Source organism: Metapseudomonas resinovorans (genome assembly GCF_002003485.1).
In the GTDB taxonomy this organism is placed as follows: Bacteria; Pseudomonadota; Gammaproteobacteria; order Pseudomonadales; family Pseudomonadaceae; genus Metapseudomonas; species Metapseudomonas resinovorans_D.
On record NZ_BDMA01000049.1, the window covers coordinates 63,518 to 81,571 of the forward strand.

An 18,054-nucleotide genomic window follows, 5' to 3' on the forward strand; every position below is an offset into this window, starting at 1 on the left:
CGAGTGTTGCAGTGAATTGTTTACCTATGAACGGCAGACACCTGTAGGGGCGATTTCAATCGCCAAGGGCGGCGCAGCTGCCCCCTGCAGATCCGAAGGCCGAACCTGCGGTCCGGTTGGCGAATGAATTCGCCCCCACAAGAAATTTCCCCGGCAATACCGTGACCTGTGGGAGCGATTTCAATCGCGAATGAATTCGCTCCCACAGGAGAAACCTCCAGGACACACACCCTGTGGGGGCGATTTCAATCGCTCTGGGCAGCGCAGCTGCCCCTGAAGGATCGAAGCCGAACCTGCGCGGTCAGCGAATGATTTCGCCCCCACAAGGTTCCGCCCCATATCGAAAGGTCAGTCACGCGGCGGCTCCACCCCGCGCAGCGGAATGGGTGCCGACATGACGATGGAGGTGCGGGTCTCGCCGAAGTGGTTGATGCTGCCGACGAAGCGCTCCAGGTGGCGGATATCTTGGGTCACCACGCGCAGGATGAAGGAGTCCTGCCCGGTGACGTGCAGGCATTCCAGCACCTCCGGCATCTGCTGCAACTGGGCAATCAGCCGCGCCTTTTCCGGCTGTGGAGTGGTCATGCCGATCAACGCCATCACCTGGTAGCCGGCCTTCTCTGGCACAACCGTGGCACGGTACGCCTCGATCACTCCCGCCTCCTCCAGACGCTTGAGGCGTTCGGAAGTCGCCGGCAGGGACAGCGCCACTCGCGAGGCCAGGTCAGTCAGCGAAATGCGTCCCTCGCGCTGCACGACTTGCAGGATTTTCCAGGACTTTGCATCCAGCTCCATATTTCTCAGGCCTCCTCCTCAAAACTCGTGAAATATTCAGGCAAAGCCAAAAAACTACCGTAATCCTTCCATTCAGGCCCGATGCAGTGCAGCGCAGAATATTGCCCGTGTCCACTGCCCCGGAGCCTTCCGCATGGAAGCCCTGCTATTTCTCAAATCCCTCCTGATCGGCCTGTCCATCGCGGCCCCGGTCGGCCCCATCGGCCTCTTATGCATCCAGCGCACCCTCGGCCACGGCGCGCGCATCGGCTTCATCAGCGGCCTGGGCGCGGCGGCGGCGGATGCCTGCTACGGCGCCCTTGGCGCGTTTGGCATTGGCGCCATCACCAGCGCCTTCGTTGCGCTGGCCTCGCCACTCGCCCTGGCCGGCGCCCTGTTCCTGACCTGGATGGGCCTGAAAATGCTGCGCGCAACGCCACCGGAACGCGCCGCCAGTGCCGTCGACCCGGTCCGGGCGCTGCCGGCCTTCGCCTCGGTGTTCCTGCTGACGCTCAGCAACCCGCTGACCATCCTGTCCTTCGTCGCCATCTTCGCCACCCTGTCCGGCGGCGAGGCCCTGTCCGGTGCGGGCGGGCTGGTGATGGTGCTGGGCGTGTTCTGCGGCTCGGCCCTCTGGTGGCTGGCACTGAGCTTGGGCGTATCCACCGTTCGCCACCGTCTGGGTGTAGGCGCCATGCAATGGATCGACCGTACTGCCGGCGTCTTCCTGCTGGGCTTCGCCGCCTGGCAGCTGGTGCGGGTGGTGGCTAGCTGAATCCAACACTCTGGCTAGCCAGCAGACCGGGTTCTTGTAGGGGCGAATTCATTCGCCAAGGGCAGCGCAGCTGCCCCTGAAACATCAGGAGGCCGGACCTGCGGCCCGGTTGGCGAATGAATTCGCCCCTACATCGGATTCGAATCCCCGAACAATGGTGGGTAGCCCGGTGCCACTGTCCGTTACGCCCGGTAATCCCCACGCTCACTAATGCTCGGTCTTTCGGCCAATTAACCGATCTATATCGGCCTTTACATTTATATGGCGCGGCATTTGCTTTCAGATTTGCAACCTAAACAGATAGATATCGATTTAGGCCTAACTCAAGCCCACCCAAAGGTTGCCGCAATTGATCAAGCACAGACTCCCCCGCCTCCTGGGCGCCGCCTTGTGCGGCGTACTTGCCACCCATGCCCTGGCCGAAGAACGCACCCTGCGCGTCTACAACTGGTTCGACTACATCACCCCGCAGACCCTGGACACCTTCAAGAAAGAGAACGGCGCCAAGCTGATCTACGACATCTTCGATACCAACGAAGCGTTGGAAGCCAAGCTGCTCACCGGCAACTCCGGCTATGACGTGGTGGTGCCGTCCAACGTCTTCCTCGCCAAGCAGATCCAGGCCGATGTGTTCCAGCCGCTCGACCGCAGCAAGCTGCCCAACTGGAATCACCTCGATCCGCAGCTGATGAAGCTGATCGAGGCCAACGACCCGGGCAACCGCTTCGCCGTGCCCTACATGTACGGAACCGTGCTGATCGGCTTCAACCCAGCCAAGGTCAAAGCCGCCCTGGGCGAAAACGCCCCGGTGGACAGCTGGGACCTGATCTTCAAGGAAGAGAACATCGCCAAGCTCAAACAATGCGGTGTGGCCCTGCTGGATTCGCCATCGGAAATCCTGCCCATCGCCCTGCATTACCTGGGCCTACCGCCCAACAGCAACCAGCCCAAGGACTATGACAAGGCCGGCGAGCTGCTGCAGAAAATCCGCCCCAACATCGCCTACTTCCACTCTTCCAAGTACATGGCCGATATCGCCAACGGCGACATCTGCGTGGCCGTGGGTTATTCGGGCAGCTTCTCCCAGGCGGCCAACCGCGCCAAGGAAGCCGGCAACGGTGTGGTGGTGGACATGCGCCTGCCCAAGGAAGGTGCACCGGTGTGGTTCGACATGCTCGCCATCCCGAAGGGCGCGAAGAACCCCGAGGACGCCCATGCCTTCATCAACTACCTGCTGCAGCCCCAGGTGATCGCTCCGGTCAGTGACTTTGTCGGCTACCCGAACCCGAACAAGGACGCCACCGCCCTGGTCAACCCGGAAATCCGCAACAACCCGAACCTCTATCCCACCGCCGAAGCCCAGGCCACCCTCTTCACCCTGCTGCCGCTGGAGCGCAATGCCGAACGCGCCCGCACCCGCGCCTGGACGAAGCTGAAGTCAGGGACCTGACGGCCTGGCAGGGTTTCCCCTGCGACACCGAAACCTGTGGGAGCGATTTCAATCGCGAATGAATTCGCTCCCACAGGAGCGCCCCAGGCCACATGCCCTGTAGGGGCGAATTCATTCGCCAAGGGCAGCGCAGCTGCCCCATCGCTGCGATCCAGCGCCCCCAGCCGATCAGCCCCCTCCCCCATCACATCCCGCACCGGGTCTATGCTTTCTGGCGCGTTCTCCAAAGCGTTGGCAGCCTGCCAATAGAAGTGGCACAGGCACACAAGGGGTTGGCACGGACAACAAGCTCCCCGCCGACGGCCAGGGGCAGACTAGGACTGCAGACTTCTGCCCTGCACCCGCGATAAAGACCAATAATTCAGGGAGCCGCCCTTATGCGAATAACCAGGATCCTCGCCCAATCAACGCTGGCCCTGGGCGTCTCGCTCATCGGCCTCGGCAATGCCAGTGCCGAGTTGCCGGCCGATACAGGCATCGGCCAGACCACCTTGCCCTTCCCGCCGGAACCGCACCGCGCGTACATCGTCGACGTAGAGTTCGAGAGCTTCGTCGCCGGTCGTGTGACTGTGGTCGACCCCGAGAAGAAGAAAATGCTCGGCATGGTGCCCACCGGCTTCGCCGCGCCCTCTACCCTGAGCCGCGACGGCAAGACGCTCTTCACCGCCGACCTGTTCTACTCCCGTGGAACCCGTGGCACCCGCACCGACGTGCTGACCGCGTGGGACACCAGCACCCTGTCCCCCTCCTACGAAGTGCTGATCCCCACCAAGCGCGCCGAGGCCCTGACCCAGCGCTACTCCCTGGGCACCAGCACCGATGACCGCTTCGTCTACGTCTACAACTTCACCCCGTCCACCTCGGTGACCGTGGTCGACGTCAAGGCCAAGTCCGTAGCCGGCGAAATCTCCATCCCCGGTTGCGTACTGAACTACCCGGTGGGCAAGCGTTCCTTCGCCTCACTGTGCGGTGACGGCAGCGTGCAACTGGTGACGCTGAACGACGAAGGCAAGGAAGTCTCCCGCACCCACACCGCCTTCTTCGACCCCAACGCCGAGAAGCTGGTTGAGCGCGCCTACGCCGTGGGCGACATCTACTACTTCGTCACCACCACCGGCACCGTGCGCGGCGTGGACTTCTCCGGCAAAGAGCCGAAGGTCCTCGAAGCCTGGGAACTGGTGACCGACGCCGCCGAGAAGAAGGCTGGCTGGGCGCCGGGCGGCTGGCAGCTGATCACCGTCGCGCCGAAGCTGAATCGTCTGTATGTGCTGATGCATGACGCCCATGAGGCGATGAAGTGGGAAGACCCGAGCCCGATCGTCTGGGTCTACGACCTCAAGACGCACAAGCGCATCGGTACCCTGGAAGCACCGAACCCGATCTGGAGCCTGCAGGCCACCAGCGACGAAAACCCCCTGCTGCTGGGCACCAACATCGCCGGCGGTCTGGAAGTGTTCGACCTGAAGAGCGGCAAGCACACCGGTACCATGGAACGCATCCAGAAGACCGCGACCCAGATCCTCAGCCACTGACGAGGTGCAGCCATGCAACTTGATCCCATATTCGTCATCGCCGCCGCCCTCGCGGTTGCGGTGATCCTGGCCAGCGCGGCGACCCACAAGCTGCGTGCGCCAGCGCGCTTCGCCAACCAGGTGGAGGATTACCAGTTGCTGCCGCGCGGTCTGGTACGCCCGGTGTCGCGTCTTGTGCCCTTCATCGAAGTGGCCGTGGCCTTCGCCTTGCTGGTGCCCGCTAGCCGTCACGCTGCAGCACTGGCTGCAGCCGCGCTGCTGGCCGGCTACGCCGGGGCCATCGCCATCAACCTGTGGCGCGGTCGTCGCGACATCGACTGCGGTTGCGCAGGCCCTGAACAGGCCCAGCCGATCCGCCCGGTGCTGCTGGCGCGCAACGCCGTACTGGTGAGCCTGGCGCTGGTCGCCAGCGTCGCCCCCTACAGCCGCGAGCTGGGTGCATTCGACATCTTCGTCGTGATCGCCTCCAGCGCCGCGACGCTGCTCCTTTATGCCGCTGCGGATGGCCTGATGGCCAACGCTCCCCGTCTGCTCAAACTCATTGGAAGGTGAATCATGGAAGCCCTTATCGTTTCCAACGTCCTGCTCTGGTGCCTCTTGATCGCTCTGGCCTTCGCCGTCATGGGCCTGGTGCGTCAAATTGGTGTACTCCACGGCCGTCTGGCCCCGGCCGGCGCGCTGATGGTCGACAAAGGCGTGGCCGTCAACGAACCCGCCCCGAAAGTCACCGCTGCCGACCGTAACGGCCGCCCGGTGAACTTCGGCTACGCCGGCGAGAAAGCCCAACTGCTGTTCTTCCTCTCGCCCACCTGCCCGATCTGCAAATCGCTGCTGCCGGCCATCAAGTCCATCGCCAAGGACCAGGCCGACCGCCTCGAAGTGATCTACGTCAGCGACGGCGACATGGACGCCCAGCAAGCACTGATCGCCGAGCACAAGCTGGAAGACGCCACCTACGTGGTCGGTCCGGAAGTGGGCATGACCTACCAGATCGGCAAACTCCCCTACGCCGCCCTGGTCGACAAGGCCGGTGTGCTGCGCTCCAAGGGCCTGGTGAACTCCCGCGAGCACCTGGACAGCCTGTTCGAGGCCGAACACCTGGGCAGCGCCACCCTGCAGCATTACCTGCATAACCACGCGCACGACCACGGCGCGCACAACCACTAAGGAAGGGAGCCCTCCATGAAACTGCTAGACCGCCTTTTCGAGCGCTCCACGCGCCATGTCGCCGACACCACCTCCCGGCGCAAACTCCTCGGCCGCATCGGCTCCCTGATGGTTGCCGGCGCCGCCCTGCCGGTACTGCTGCCGATCGACCGCACCAGCAAGGCCCTGGCCGCCGACAAGCCGATGGCCGGCGACCCGGGTGATCCCAACAGCTGCGACTACTGGCGCTACTGCTCCGTCGACGGCTTCCTGTGCAGCTGCTGCGGCGGCTCGGTGACCTCCTGCCCGCCCGGCACCGAGGCCTCGCAGGTGACCTGGATCGGCACCTGCCGCAACCCGGCCGACAACAAGGACTACATCATTTCCTACAACGACTGCTGCGGTAAGCACAGCTGCGCCCAGTGCGCCTGTACCCGCAACGACAGCGAGGAACCGGCGTACCGTCCGTTCAACAACAACGACGTCAACTGGTGCCTGGCGGCCAAGTCGCACATCTACCACTGCACCGTTTCCATCATCCGCGGCGTCGCGATCTGACCCGCCGGAGGGCTGCCATGCGTTACCTGTTGATTGCCGGACTGATGTGCGCAATGGCGGCCCCGCTGGCCATGGCCCGTGCCATTCCGGACCCGAACCAGAAGCACGCGCCGGGCAACGAAGCGCCGCAAAAGCCCATCTCCCAGGCCGGCTACAGCACTCCGGTGAACTACCAGCTGCAATGCGCTGGCTGCCACCTGGGCGACGGTACCGGCTCCAAGGCCAACGACACGCCGAAGATGAAAGGCTTCGTCGGCAACTTCCTCAAAGTGGAAGGCGGTCGTGAGTTCCTGGTACGGGTGCCGGGCATGTCCCAGTCGGCGCTGAACAACGCCCAATTGGCCGATCTGATCAACTGGATGATGCGCAAGGACGGCATTGCCGGCAGCAGCGTGCCGGACGACTACAAGCCCTACTCCGAGGCTGAAGTCGCCAAGATCCGCAGCGTCACCCTGCTCAACCTGCCGGACACCCGCGCCGGCCTGATCAAGCAGATGCGCGAAAAAGGCATCACCATCGACGATGGGATGGATAACGCCTACTGAGTTTTAAGCTGGACGGCTTGTAGCCCGCCTTTATGGCGGGCTTTTTTTTTTGCCCGCGAGCAGGTCTGGCGGTTCGTAGGTTGGTGCGGGCGGCGTTCCGCTAGAGCGAAGCGAAACCCAACGACCGAGGTCCAGTGCTGCGATTAATCCCTCGACCTCGTGGCTCAACCGCCAGGCTAAGGCTCCAGATCGCGGAGAGAATCCGGGATCTTGCTCTATTCGACCTAGCCATCGACAGCAAGCTGCGAGCCTGCGACTTAACCAAGCTTCGTGTGCGGGACATTGCCCATGGAGACCATGTGTCGTCGCGAGCCATCGTGATGCAGCAGAAAACTCAGCACCCGGTGCAATTTGAGATCACTGAGCAAACCCGAACGGCTCTAGAAGTCTGGATACATCAGGCCCAGCTCCGCAGCGAGGACTGCCTGTTTCCGAGCCGGTTGCACGGCTCAGATCATCTCTCCACCAGGCAATACGCTCTATTCGTCAAATCCTGGGTGACAGCCATTGGCCTTGACCCAGCCATGTATGGCAGCCACACGCTACGGCGTACGAAGGCATCCCTGATCTATCGCAGAACGAAGAACCTGAGGGTAGTCCAACTCCTGCTCGGCCATACGAAGCTTGAAAGCACCGTCCGATACCTGGGAATTGAGGTCGATGACGCCTTGGAAATGGCGGTACAGACCGAGGTCTGACCATGCATAGCGACGGTTGATGCCAGACCGTCGCTATCCGGCCAGAAGTGGTCAGTCACCTGCACCGCACGCCAGTCATTCAAGTGACCGCTTCACTCTGAAGCCTACCCGATGACCTGCACACGCGCGCTGGCCGAAGCAGACCTTCGCGAAATCCGGATTGTATGCCTGCTTAGTGGCTGAAAGCCGCTAAAAAGCGTCCAAAAAATCGGGGATAATTCATACCACGTCGTAACGAAAGTCCATCATGGGTTTGTCGATTCACAGCAGCAACGCGCTACGCAGACGCAAGGACTCGTCATAGGCAAACCCGTTGCGATCCTCTTGTCCTTCGCCCCAACCGCCTGCACAGGCAGGTACTTCCGGTCAGGGCGGGATTTCCCTGTCCAGTTCGTCGATGGTCGTCATGCCGCGCAGCACTTTCTTGAGTCCGTCGTATCGCAGCGGGCGCAGCCCCAATCGCGAAGCCGCTGCGAAAATCTCCGAGGGCCGGGCACCGGAAATCACCAAATCCTGGACTTCGGGCAGGAGTTCCGCCACTTCATGAATCGCAATCCGACCTCTGTACCCGGTATGCCGACATTTCTCGCATCCGACACCACGGTAGAAGCTGACAGACGGGTTTCCCTCGAAGGCGAAATACCGGGCGAGCTCTTCATGCGAAGGGGTATAGGGGGTTCGGCACGCGCGACAGATGCGGCGGACAATCCGTTGCGCGACGACGCCCAATAGCGCACTGGCCAGCCACTCGTCCTGCGCGCCGAGCTGGCGCAGTCTGATCAGCGACTGCACCGCGTTGTTTCCGTGAATCGATGCCAGCACCAAGTGCCCGGTCAGCGCCGCTTCGAAACCAATCGTCAGCGTCTCGCGATCACGTATTTCCCCGATCATGATGATGTCCGGGTCCTGCCGCACGAAGGCACGCAGGACCTCGACGAAACCGAGGCCGACGCCCCGATTGACCGCAACCTGGGTCGCGCCAGGCAAGACGTACTCGACTGGCTCCTCGACGGTGAGGATGTTCTGCTGAGTGGCATCCAGGCTGTTGAGGGCCGAGAACAGTGTTGTGGTCTTGCCAGCGCCGGTAGGTCCCACTACCAGGATCAGTCCGGCGCGACGAGTCAGCATGGTCTCCAGGGCACGCAGGTTGTCCGCGCTGAGATCGAGGTCTCTCAGCTTCGGGATATCGCGCCCGGCCGAGGTCGCGATGATGCGAAGCACCAGGTTCTCACCGAACAGACTGGGAACGGATGACACCCGGAACTCCACCCGCCGTGTCGGCAGGTCGATGGCGAGGCGCCCATCCTGTGGCAACCGCCGCTCGGCGATGTTCATCTTGGCCAGCACCTTGATACGCGCCGCTACGCGCTGCTGAACCGCGTGTGCCAGCACGAAACGCGTCGCCAGGACTCCGTCGACGCGAAAGCGGACGGCTGCATCGGTCTCGCGCGGCGTGATGTGGATGTCGCTTGCTCGCTCCTTGATTGCCAGGGTTATGAGTGCATCGGTGAGGCGGATGATTTCTTCCGACTTGGCGGCGGAATTGATGTCCTCCTCGGTCTTGCACACAGTGTCCATCTGCAGTGCCGACGACTCGAGGTTTGAAATATCCGCTTCGGTGGGATAGTTGAGTTGCACCGCTTCGGCAATTGCTTCCGGCAGTGCCACGACGAGGCTGAGCGGTGTCTTGATGATCGCCGCCACCTTCGCCACGAGAGCCCTGTCGTCTGGATTGGCGATGACGGCGGTCACCTTTCCTCCGAGCTGGTAAATCGGCATGACGCACTGGCTTTCCGCGAGTTCGCGCGGCAAGAGCGACATCACGGCGTGGTCCACCAGCGTCGCGCCCAGGTCGATCCAGGTGTGTCCGAACCCTTCGGCCCAGGCCATCATGCATTCCTGTGACGGCAGCCGATTGACGGCGAGCAGATGCCGAACCAGCGGCAGGGCATCTTCTTCGCCGCCCATGAGGCGCCGCATCTCGTCCCGGTCGACCAGACCACGCTCCAGCATCTGCAGGACAAAGCCGGGGTTAGGAATCGCGCTCATTTTTTTCCTGCTCCGGCGCAGCCTCGGGCATGGACGCGGCTGCTCGCCCTCGGCGCCTGCGCGACGCAGCCAGTTTGCGGATCTCGTCCTGGCTCAGAATGTTCCGGTCGGGCGACGACGGCTCCGGGGGCTCGTCCCGACGAATGTCTTCGAGCATCTGGTTGAGGTCGTATTTCACCGCGCTAGCCCTCTTCTCGGGACTGCCAGATCTGCGCGATTTCGCGACGCAGGTCCTCCAGCGGCAAGTCCTTGCGCAGCAGATAATCCGCCCCGGCATCGAGGCAGTCTTCGACGACATCGGCGCCGGCCAGGGAGGAAAGCATGATGATGGTCACATCATCAGACTGCGCACGCAGGGCGCGCAGGGCCGCGCGACCGTCGAGGATCGGCATGTTGATGTCGAGCAGAACGAGGTCGGGATGGTGCTGCTCGAACAGCGCAATGGCCTCCTGCCCGTTACGCGCTTCGGCGACGACGTCACACCCCATGCCCATGAGCAGGGTCTTCACGAACAGGCGAATATGATCCTCGTCGTCAGCGATCAGTGTCTTGACGTTCTTCATTTCGCATCAGGTCTCCTCGGCAGTCGTTAGGGAGCGCGGCAGCAATACAACGAACCGCGCCCCCCCGTTCGGGGCCTTTTCAACGTCGATGCGCCCGCCATGGGCCTCGACGATGTTCTTGACGATGGAAAGGCCCAGTCCAGTGCTCTTTTCCCCGGCGGTCGGTTTGGCGCTCAGCTTCTGGAAGCTCTTGAACAGCAGTTCGCGATCCGCTTCGCCGATCCCGGGGCCCTCATCCTCGACCGAAAACTCCACCCCATCGGTGCTGTCCGCGGCACGCACGGTGACGACCGAGCCCAGTGGGGAGAACTTGATGGCGTTGCTGGCGAGGTTGTCGATTACCTGGCCGAAGCGGCGCTTATCCAGTGGCGTCGCCGTCATGTCGTCGGTGATCAGGTCGATACGGATCTGCTTGCGGGAGGCTTGGAGCGTCAGGTGCTCAAGGCGTTCGCGAATGAGCGCAGGAAGATCGACCAGCGATAGCGACAGCTCGATACGACCGGCTTCGATATGGGAGACATCCAGCAGGTCGTTAACGAGGTTTAGCAGCTCGTCGCTAGTGCGGTGGATGACGTTGACGAACTGAAGCCTCTGCTCCTCCGGCAAATCCATTTCCAGCATCAGCTGGCTTAACCCGCGCAAGGAGCTGAGGGGATTGCGCAGATCATGCGCGGCAATACCCAGGTAGCGATTCTTCTCAGCGTTGGCGCGCTCCAACTGCGCATTGACGGCCTTCAGGCGTCGTCCGGAGGCAGCGCGACGCATCTGCCCGGCAAAGAGGGAATACAGCGCAATGCCGACGGGAATACCCATGAAACCGACGAGCAAGCCGATGACGAAGTAGGCGCGGTCGATTTCGTCCTTCTCGTGAAGACTGCTGAAGACCCCGAGCTGGTAACCCTTGTTGCCAAGGTTTGCCAGGCTCAGCAGGATCGGCTTTCCGTTGAGAGCCCAGTGCAGATCATGCAAGCGGCCTTCATAGGGGGCCAGATTGATCGTCTTGAGCTGGTCCTGCCGGTAGTACGTTTTCAGTCGCTCGTCATCGGGGCGCCTAGGTGACAGAGGCCCAACATGCTTGAGCAGCAAACCGGGATCTCCTGAGGCCACGATCATGCCGTAGCTGTCGATGATGATGAACTCGTAGCCCTTGCGCGACAGGTGCTCGACGAATCGCTCCACGGGCAGCCGGGCCACGACGGCCCCGGTTGCCTCGCTTTGGGACTTGCCGATCCGCGAGCTGAAATTCAGGCCAAGCTCTCGGGAAGTGCTCCCGACGACGAACATCGAGCCTTCCTCGTTCTTCATCGCCTCCTGGAACGAGGGGCGATCAGCGAAGTTCAGCCCCAGCACGGTGTCCGGTTTATCGGCGTCGCTGCTGGCGATGATGGTTCCGAAGCGATCCTCTACGAAGATCTGGTCGTAGCGTAAGTCGCCAACAACTTCCTGCAGCCTCGCACTGGTCGACTGAACCTGCGCGTCATCCTTGAGCTGCGCGATGCGCTGCGCTAGTGCGAGGTCGGCAAAGCTTCGGCCGAGTGCACTGTATTTTTCGGAAAGGGCGAGCACGTCGGTACGCACGGTGAGCAATGCCGTAATCTTGCTCAGCTCGAGGAAATTCTGGTTGGCGATGCGCACTGCAGAGTCGCGGTATAGCGCCGTATCAGTGGCAAGCTCCGCGACTTCATCTTCGAGCTGACGTCTGCCATGCAACCAGGCGACCACAGCCACGACGAGTAACCACAGCAGCACAGATAGAGCCACAGTACCGCGCAGGCGAGCCAGCCCCCGCATGAGCCGTGCGTCGCTGGACAACTCGTCACTATCAAGAGAATTCGGGACCATTCGGAAAGGACCGTCGAGTCTGGGATTCCAAGTGTGAAACTTCTGCACCTGCCCGGCTCTGAGCTAAGGCCCTCGCCAAACATCTGCCCACTGCCAGGGGGGAAGATGCAATGACGTCAGCACCCGGCAAGTTCACGTGGCGAGTATTTCTGGAGGAAGCACTTCATCAATCTAGTAGACATTGCACGAAATGCCGGTGAGCTAATGCCACGAACGATTCTTGTACTTTGCTACTGGACGGTAAGCCTGCACCTGCGGCAAGGGCTGCAATGGGTCCAGGCTGTGTGAAAAGAGCAAAACTCGGGGTTCTGCATCGCTCCTGGTCCATGGCAAGGGCTGAGATGGGATTTGGGCCGACATAGCGTTCTGCTTGCGGTAGTAGGTCTCTGAGGTCTCCGATGGCTTCGGGAGACGGCAAGGGGCGTGGAAAAAGTCCTCCTCAGGACTGCAAGGCTGCCACCGCTTCGCGGATGCCCAAGATACTCATCAACCGTTTGAGGTTGTAAGCGAGCACATGCAGGCTCATCTCCGTGCTCACTCGGGGTAGCGTTTTGGTCAGGAAGTGCGTCGAGCCCATCCAGTGCTTGAGCGTGCCAAACGGGTGCTCGACGGTCTGGCGGCGGATGCCCATCATCTCTGGCTGATGATCGAGGCGACGCTGCATGGCATCGATGACGTCCTCGTGCTCCCAGCGTCGAACTCTCCTGAATGGCTCACTGGTGCATTGCGATCGGATTGCACATTGCTTGCAGTTCGAGCTCCAGTACGCATGTGTCGTCAGGCCGGCCTCGAGATTCGTGTAGCGATAGATCAGGCTCTGCCCTGCGGGACAGCGGTACTCATTCTTCTCCGGCACATACGCAAAATCCTGCTTGCCGAAGCGCCCGTCCGCCTTGCTATTGGATGTCAGCGGCTTAGGGACATAGGCGGTGATGCCAGATTGGTCGCAGGCAAGTATTTCTTCACCCTTGAAATAACCACGGTCGGCGACGACGGTAAGGCCTTCAACCCCGATGGCACTACGCGCCTGCTTGGCCATTGTCGCCAGGGCGGAGCGATCATGGCCGACATTGGTGACCTCATGGGCGACGATGAGGTGATGCTGAGTATCGACGGCCGTCTGCACGTTGTAGCCGACCACGCCGGTGCCTCTGCCACTGGTGGCCATGGATCGCGCATCTGGATCGGTCAGGGAGATCTGTCCGTCCGGTGCTTCACGCAACTGCTGCTCCATTTCCTTGAGTGCCTGCATCTGCTGCTTGAGCTTTTCGAGCTTGTCCTGCAGGCGGCTGGCCTTGGCTTCGGCGACATCGGATTGCGTCCGGTCGGCGGTATCCATTGCCGCCAGATAGCGCTCGATGCTTCTCTCGATCTGCTCCATGCGGGCGCGGATCTTGCCCGGAGTGAAGTTGCGATCACGGTTGTTAACGGCTTTGAACTTGCTGCCGTCGATGGCCACGAGCGACTGTGAGAACAGCTCCAATTGTCGGCACAGCACGACGAACTGGCGGCAGACATTGCGGATGGCCTTGCCGTTGTCACGGCGGAAATCGGCAATGGTTTTGAAGTCCGGCGCCAGCCGTCCGGTCAGCCACATCAGCTCAAGATTGCGTTGGCATTCACGTTCCAGACGCCGGCTGGACTGGATGCGGTTGAGGTAACCGTAGAGGTAGATCTTCAGCAGAACGGCGGGGTGATAGGACGGCCGACCGGTTACAGCCGGCGCTACCCCTTCAAACTCCAGGGTCGCTAGGTCGAGTTGCTCGACGAAGGCTTCGACCACCCGGATCGGATTGTCTTCAGAGACGAAATCATCCAGACATTCGGGCAGCAAGCTGACCTGCGTCCGGCTCGACTCTTCGATGAATCGCTTCATACGCCGCCCCCGCTGACGTTGCTTCAGCAACTCTAGGCGAGACCGGCGTTTTCACACAGCCTGGGTCGATTTCAGCCGGTTACGACAGGGCGGCTATTGGCCGGTTAGCGACGGCCTGACTTCGACCGCCGCTATGCATAGTTAGACCTCGGTCTGCTCCGCCATCTCCAGAGCGTCATCGACCTCAATTCCTAAGTATCTAACAGTACTCTCAAGCTTCGTATGGCCCAGCAGGAGTTGGACAGCCCTCAGGTTCTTCGTTCTGCGATAGATCAGCGTTGCCTTAGTACGCCTCATCGTGTGGGTGCCATACATGGCTGGATCAAGGCCAATGTCTTTCACCCACGCTTTGACGATTCGAGCGTATTGCCGGGTGGATAGATGGTCTGAGGTATGCAACCGGCTCGGAAAAAGGCAATCCTGGCTGCTGAGCTGGGCTTGATATATCCAGGCTTCCAGAGCCGACCGTGTTTGCTCTGTAATCTCAAACTGCACTGGTCGCTGAGTTTTCTGCTGCATCACGATGGCTCGCGATGACACGTGATCACCATGGGCAACGTCGCGCACACGGAGCTTGGTTAAATCGCAGGCTCGCAGCTTGCTATCGATGGCCAGATTGAAGAGAGCCAGATCCCGGGTTCTCTCCGCAATTTGGAGCCTTACCCGAATGGCCCAGATATCTCTGAGTCGAAGCGGGGCTTTCTGCCCGACCAATTTTCCTTTGTTCCAAGGTTGATAGTCGCAGGTAGCAATGGTGTTCATGGCTTGTCCTCCATGTGAGGGAGGACAAGGAGGCAGCCGTGCAAGGGGCGTTAACCGGCCAGAAGCTGCCCGTCAATCCGCCTAACAAATCGGCCTATAAACATCCGAAAATTCGGGCAATGGGAGCAACGTGGTTCACCAGAAGCAGGATTTTTTCAGGATTTTCCTAGCTGGGCGCCCGATGGCCCTCGCCAATGCCTGAACGAAACAGCGGGAAAATTGACTAGCCAAGGTGCCGATGAACCCGAGTTGAGGCTACTTCGTCGGCGCATCGTCAAATTTTTGATCAGAGTATTTACTGATAAATCAATGCGATAGCGATTGATTCGCAGGGTCCTGCGCGTTCGGCAAGACTTTGACGCGTTCAGACCGCCCATCTAGTACTGGAGGGTACCTCAAGGTAGCCGCGCACATGCGCTGAAGCCCACGGCATTGAGATGTCGCGCCACGACACGACCTGGATCAGTCGGCATCTGGATCGCGCTTGGGCTACTCGAGGGGCACGAAGCTGAGAGGCTGCACTCGTTTGTGAGTAGTCCCTCTTTAGTGGTGAGACACCGTACGGATGGAGTGAACAATCATGCGCGTCTCTCCACAGCAGCTTGCGTCGTGTTTATTTCGCGGATGCCTAGACTCGACGGTTTCAAGGTTGATGTTCTGGCTGTTCATCTCCCTGCTGGCCATCCAGGTCATCGCTGCTGAAGTTCCCCAGGCTAACGACAAATGGCTGGAGCCGGCGCGATCCCGGTTGATGGAGAACAAGCAGGGGTTGCCGTTCTTTCCTCATCGGGCCAACACACCGAACAACGTCCTGCTGAAGGTAGCGGACTTCGATGACGCACAGGTGTGCGGCGCCTGCCATACCGAGATCTACCGGCAGTGGCGCACTTCGATGATGGCCCACTCCTGGGAGGAGCCCATCTACCGGGCGCTGCTCAGGCATGCCAGCGAGGCTACCGAGGGGCGAGTGGACAACTTCTGCACTGGCTGCCACACCCCGATCGGCCTCACCACAGGCCAGATCAATTCCCAGATCAATCGTGCTTCGGTGGAGCTCACGGCCCAACAAAATCCAATGCCGGGGGTGGACTGCGAGACCTGCCACAACATCAGCGCACGCACTGGTCTGGACAACGGCGCCTATGTGTTGAGCCCGCGTGCCCACGGAAAACCAACCAAGTTCGGCCCCCGGAGTGACGCGGTTTCCCCATACCACGACACGGTCTACTCGGACCTGCATACCCGCTCGGACTTCTGCGCCACCTGCCACAACGTCACTCACCCCTTCAGTTCTGTAGCGGTAGAGCGCACCTATGACGAATGGCTGGAAAGTCCCTACAGTTTCAATGGCGAGAATTGTCAGAGCTGCCACATGCCGAGCTTCGCCGGCAAGGCGGCGACCATGGGGCCGGATCGCGCCGACGTCGCGTCCCACTGGTTCACCGGAGCCAACGCGGCGGTACTGGAATACCTGGGGCAGAAAGAGGCAGCTCAGCGCGCCCGAGAGAACCTGGCCAGGGCCGCTCAAATCAGCTTCGAGTCGATGCCGGACTACTTGGCGCCGGGAGAGAAGGCGACTGTGCGAGTGAAGGTCGCTAACGTTGGCGCCGGGCACAAGTTGCCTACCGGATTTCCCGAGGGCCGAGAAATCTGGATTGATTTCCGCGCCGTGGATGGGGCGGGCCGCGAGTTCTACCGGCTGGGGGCGATCAGGGACGGCGCGACCGAACCCGATACCCGCAACTTCAAGGTCCATCTTGGCGACAAGGACGGCAAGGAACTGGACATCGAGGTGTGGAACGCCACCCAGATCCTCTCGGACAACCGCATCCTGCCCAAGGGATACGACATCCGCGAGTTCAGCTTCGAAGTGCCGAGGGATGCCGTCACCCCTATCACACTCACGGCTGAGCTGAACTACTGGCCCTTCTCCCAGCGCTTGGTGGACTACCTGCTGGGCAAGGACCAGTTGAAGGTGGAAATCACACGGATGACGCAGGTGACTGGGCAGATAGGCCTGTCACTGAGCGCGACGAAACTCGAAACCAGTGCGTTGGATCATCCGGCTGGATTCTGATCGCCGTGTTGTACTAACAGCGCCGTCACGGTGCTACCCAGTCGTCAATCATCGAAAAGCTGCCGCCGCGATTTTGCGAGGCACGATTGCGAGCGCGGGGAATGACGCTTTCCGTTTCCCCAAAGTAGGGGCGGCAGTTCGCGCAAGATTGGGCCTCAATCTCCTCTCGCCTCCCTGCCTGCGGTTCTGCGTCGACTCCCCCGGGTGGACTCCGCGTCTCTTGTCATGAGTCGACATTTCCCCAAACCCGCACTCGACGTGGCGCCGAACGCCTAATGGGCTATGCGACACCGACGTAGTCATTTGAGCAAATCATGTCCTTCACTGATCAGGCGCGCCGCTTGCATAGCTCACGACAGCATCGTCCGGGCGCAGATATGAGTCCGTGTCCGGGGAATAAATAAAGGTGGCCCAACGTCGACTAAAGACACTCACTTTCAAGGACACATCCATGGATAAAGAAACGCTGATCCTGCTGGATGAAATGTTGGAACGCGCCGCCACCAGCATCACTGCCGGCCGCATTGCGAAAGAGAGCATCAGGCTTAAAAACCCTACCCGTGAACGGATTCAACTTGCGGGGGAGACGCTCGTGGAGCGGGCAGCAGATCTGTACCCGGAGCTGGACGCGTATGTCTCATCTAGTACAGAAGGCACCATCACCCTCGTACTGAGGGCTCGCAACAGGCAGTGACCACCGACTCGCGACAGCACTCCCGCATCGATCCCTTATTCCGGGTTCGGGGAAGTGGCGGAGCAGACTTTAGTCGTAAATCGACGTTTGACGTCGCGTCACCGGCAGATACGAACTAGTCAATGACGCAAGTCAGGCAGACCAGGAGCGTACAGTGGACAACTCTCTCGCATTGTCGGAACTGCGCCGCTTGTCCTTGAATGTCGCAGCGGCACATATCGCCATGGTTGCTTTTCTGGAGCAGGCGACGGTGCCTTGGTCAACTGCCCAGGTTCTGGAGTTTGAGCGAATTTCCGTTGCAGAGGCAGCGGCGCTCGATGAATACCGCAGTTTCTTCGAACGCATCCGGGCAGGCCATCCGGCTCCGCTGGAAGCGCTCCCCCTTCGAAGCGGTCGACAAACCTGATCGGCAGGACTCCCCTTGATCCATAAGTTGACGTCGACGTGGACAGAAGCCCGCGAGGAGGTTCTTCGTCATGGAACTTTGGCCTGATGCCTCCATGGATTGTCCTCCGCGTTGAAGGGAGGCAAGGGTGAATCAGGCAGAGTACATCGCTAACCGCCCGTGGCGATCGACTGCCTGGGCAAGCCCCCATAACTTCCTTCTAGCTAGGAATGTCGAGCCAGATGATTTCGAGATCACTTTCCCTATAGCCAAACGACACAGCTTGATACAAACGATGAGTCTTCCGGATAAACGGACCTGTTATCCA

General features: G+C 60.8%; 18 protein-coding genes. 11 read left to right on the top strand and 7 right to left on the bottom strand.

Annotated features, from left to right (window positions below; all coding sequences use genetic code 11):
* Window positions 1-348 precede the first annotated feature (348 nt).
* Window positions 349-795 (bottom strand): Lrp/AsnC family transcriptional regulator, encoded by a 447-nt coding sequence (locus tag MnOB_RS12865; RefSeq protein ID WP_077524617.1) that lies wholly within the window; start codon window positions 793-795, stop codon window positions 349-351.
* Between the two features lie 133 nt (window positions 796-928).
* Here MnOB_RS12865 and MnOB_RS12870 point away from each other — a divergent pair, with 133 nt between their 5' ends.
* The 8 genes from MnOB_RS12870 (at window position 929) to MnOB_RS12905 (ending at window position 7,478) form a co-directional block, all read left to right on the top strand.
* Entirely contained in the window at window positions 929-1,549 is a 621-nt protein-coding gene (locus MnOB_RS12870) for a LysE family translocator (RefSeq protein ID WP_077524618.1), read from the top strand.
* Between the two features lie 349 nt (window positions 1,550-1,898).
* Entirely contained in the window at window positions 1,899-2,999 is a 1,101-nt protein-coding gene (locus tag MnOB_RS12875) for an extracellular solute-binding protein (protein ID WP_077524619.1), read from the top strand.
* A 377-nt stretch (window positions 3,000-3,376) separates the two neighbouring features.
* Complete coding sequence (locus tag MnOB_RS12880) at window positions 3,377-4,531, top strand: amine dehydrogenase large subunit (protein ID WP_077524620.1); 1,155 nt, start codon at window positions 3,377-3,379, stop codon at window positions 4,529-4,531.
* 12 nt (window positions 4,532-4,543) lie between these two features.
* Window positions 4,544-5,083 (top strand): MauE/DoxX family redox-associated membrane protein, encoded by a 540-nt coding sequence (locus MnOB_RS12885; RefSeq protein WP_077524621.1) that lies wholly within the window; start codon window positions 4,544-4,546, stop codon window positions 5,081-5,083.
* Window positions 5,084-5,086: 3 nt separating this feature from the next.
* Window positions 5,087-5,698: a methylamine dehydrogenase accessory protein MauD gene (gene mauD, locus MnOB_RS12890; RefSeq protein WP_077524622.1), complete on the top strand. Its 612-nt coding sequence runs from the start codon at window positions 5,087-5,089 to the stop codon at window positions 5,696-5,698.
* A 15-nt stretch (window positions 5,699-5,713) separates the two neighbouring features.
* Window positions 5,714-6,235 (top strand): methylamine dehydrogenase light chain, encoded by a 522-nt coding sequence (locus MnOB_RS12895; RefSeq protein ID WP_077524623.1) that lies wholly within the window; start codon window positions 5,714-5,716, stop codon window positions 6,233-6,235.
* A 17-nt stretch (window positions 6,236-6,252) separates the two neighbouring features.
* The gene (locus MnOB_RS12900) at window positions 6,253-6,780 is read left to right on the top strand and encodes a cytochrome C (protein WP_077524624.1); all 528 of its coding nucleotides are present in this window, start codon (window positions 6,253-6,255) and stop codon (window positions 6,778-6,780) included.
* A gap of 134 nt (window positions 6,781-6,914) precedes the next feature.
* Window positions 6,915-7,478 (top strand): tyrosine-type recombinase/integrase, encoded by a 564-nt coding sequence (locus MnOB_RS12905; protein ID WP_077524625.1) that lies wholly within the window; start codon window positions 6,915-6,917, stop codon window positions 7,476-7,478.
* A gap of 366 nt (window positions 7,479-7,844) precedes the next feature.
* Here MnOB_RS12905 and MnOB_RS12910 read toward each other — a convergent pair whose 3' ends face one another.
* The 6 genes from MnOB_RS12910 to MnOB_RS12935 form a co-directional block, all read right to left on the bottom strand.
* On the bottom strand, window positions 7,845-9,527 hold the full coding sequence (locus MnOB_RS12910; RefSeq protein WP_077524626.1) for a GspE/PulE family protein: 1,683 nt from the start codon (window positions 9,525-9,527) through the stop codon (window positions 7,845-7,847).
* Complete coding sequence (locus MnOB_RS12915) at window positions 9,511-9,705, bottom strand: hypothetical protein (protein WP_077524627.1); 195 nt, start codon at window positions 9,703-9,705, stop codon at window positions 9,511-9,513. The genes MnOB_RS12910 and MnOB_RS12915 overlap by 17 nt, the downstream gene beginning before the upstream one ends.
* A 4-nt stretch (window positions 9,706-9,709) precedes the next feature.
* Window positions 9,710-10,090, bottom strand: coding sequence for a response regulator (locus MnOB_RS12920; RefSeq protein ID WP_077524628.1), 381 nt, complete (start codon window positions 10,088-10,090; stop codon window positions 9,710-9,712).
* Window positions 10,091-10,096: 6 nt separating this feature from the next.
* Window positions 10,097-11,902, bottom strand: a complete 1,806-nt coding sequence (locus tag MnOB_RS12925; RefSeq protein ID WP_158713808.1) for a sensor histidine kinase — start codon at window positions 11,900-11,902, stop codon at window positions 10,097-10,099.
* A gap of 469 nt (window positions 11,903-12,371) precedes the next feature.
* Entirely contained in the window at window positions 12,372-13,808 is a 1,437-nt protein-coding gene (locus tag MnOB_RS12930; RefSeq protein ID WP_077524630.1) for an IS1182 family transposase, read from the bottom strand.
* Window positions 13,809-13,949: 141 nt separating this feature from the next.
* On the bottom strand, window positions 13,950-14,570 hold the full coding sequence (locus tag MnOB_RS12935) for a tyrosine-type recombinase/integrase (protein ID WP_077524631.1): 621 nt from the start codon (window positions 14,568-14,570) through the stop codon (window positions 13,950-13,952).
* Between the two features lie 652 nt (window positions 14,571-15,222).
* Here MnOB_RS12935 and MnOB_RS12940 point away from each other — a divergent pair.
* The 3 genes from MnOB_RS12940 (at window position 15,223) to MnOB_RS28835 (ending at window position 17,747) form a co-directional block, all read left to right on the top strand.
* Window positions 15,223-16,647 carry a multiheme c-type cytochrome gene (locus MnOB_RS12940; RefSeq protein ID WP_107504072.1) on the top strand — a complete coding sequence of 475 codons (1,425 nt, stop codon included), beginning with the start codon at window positions 15,223-15,225 and terminating at the stop codon, window positions 16,645-16,647.
* A gap of 451 nt (window positions 16,648-17,098) precedes the next feature.
* Window positions 17,099-17,341 (top strand): hypothetical protein, encoded by a 243-nt coding sequence (locus MnOB_RS12945; RefSeq protein ID WP_077524633.1) that lies wholly within the window; start codon window positions 17,099-17,101, stop codon window positions 17,339-17,341.
* Window positions 17,342-17,495: 154 nt separating this feature from the next.
* Window positions 17,496-17,747 carry a hypothetical protein gene (locus MnOB_RS28835; protein ID WP_158713809.1) on the top strand — a complete coding sequence of 84 codons (252 nt, stop codon included), beginning with the start codon at window positions 17,496-17,498 and terminating at the stop codon, window positions 17,745-17,747.
* The last annotated feature ends 307 nt before the right edge of the window (window positions 17,748-18,054 follow it).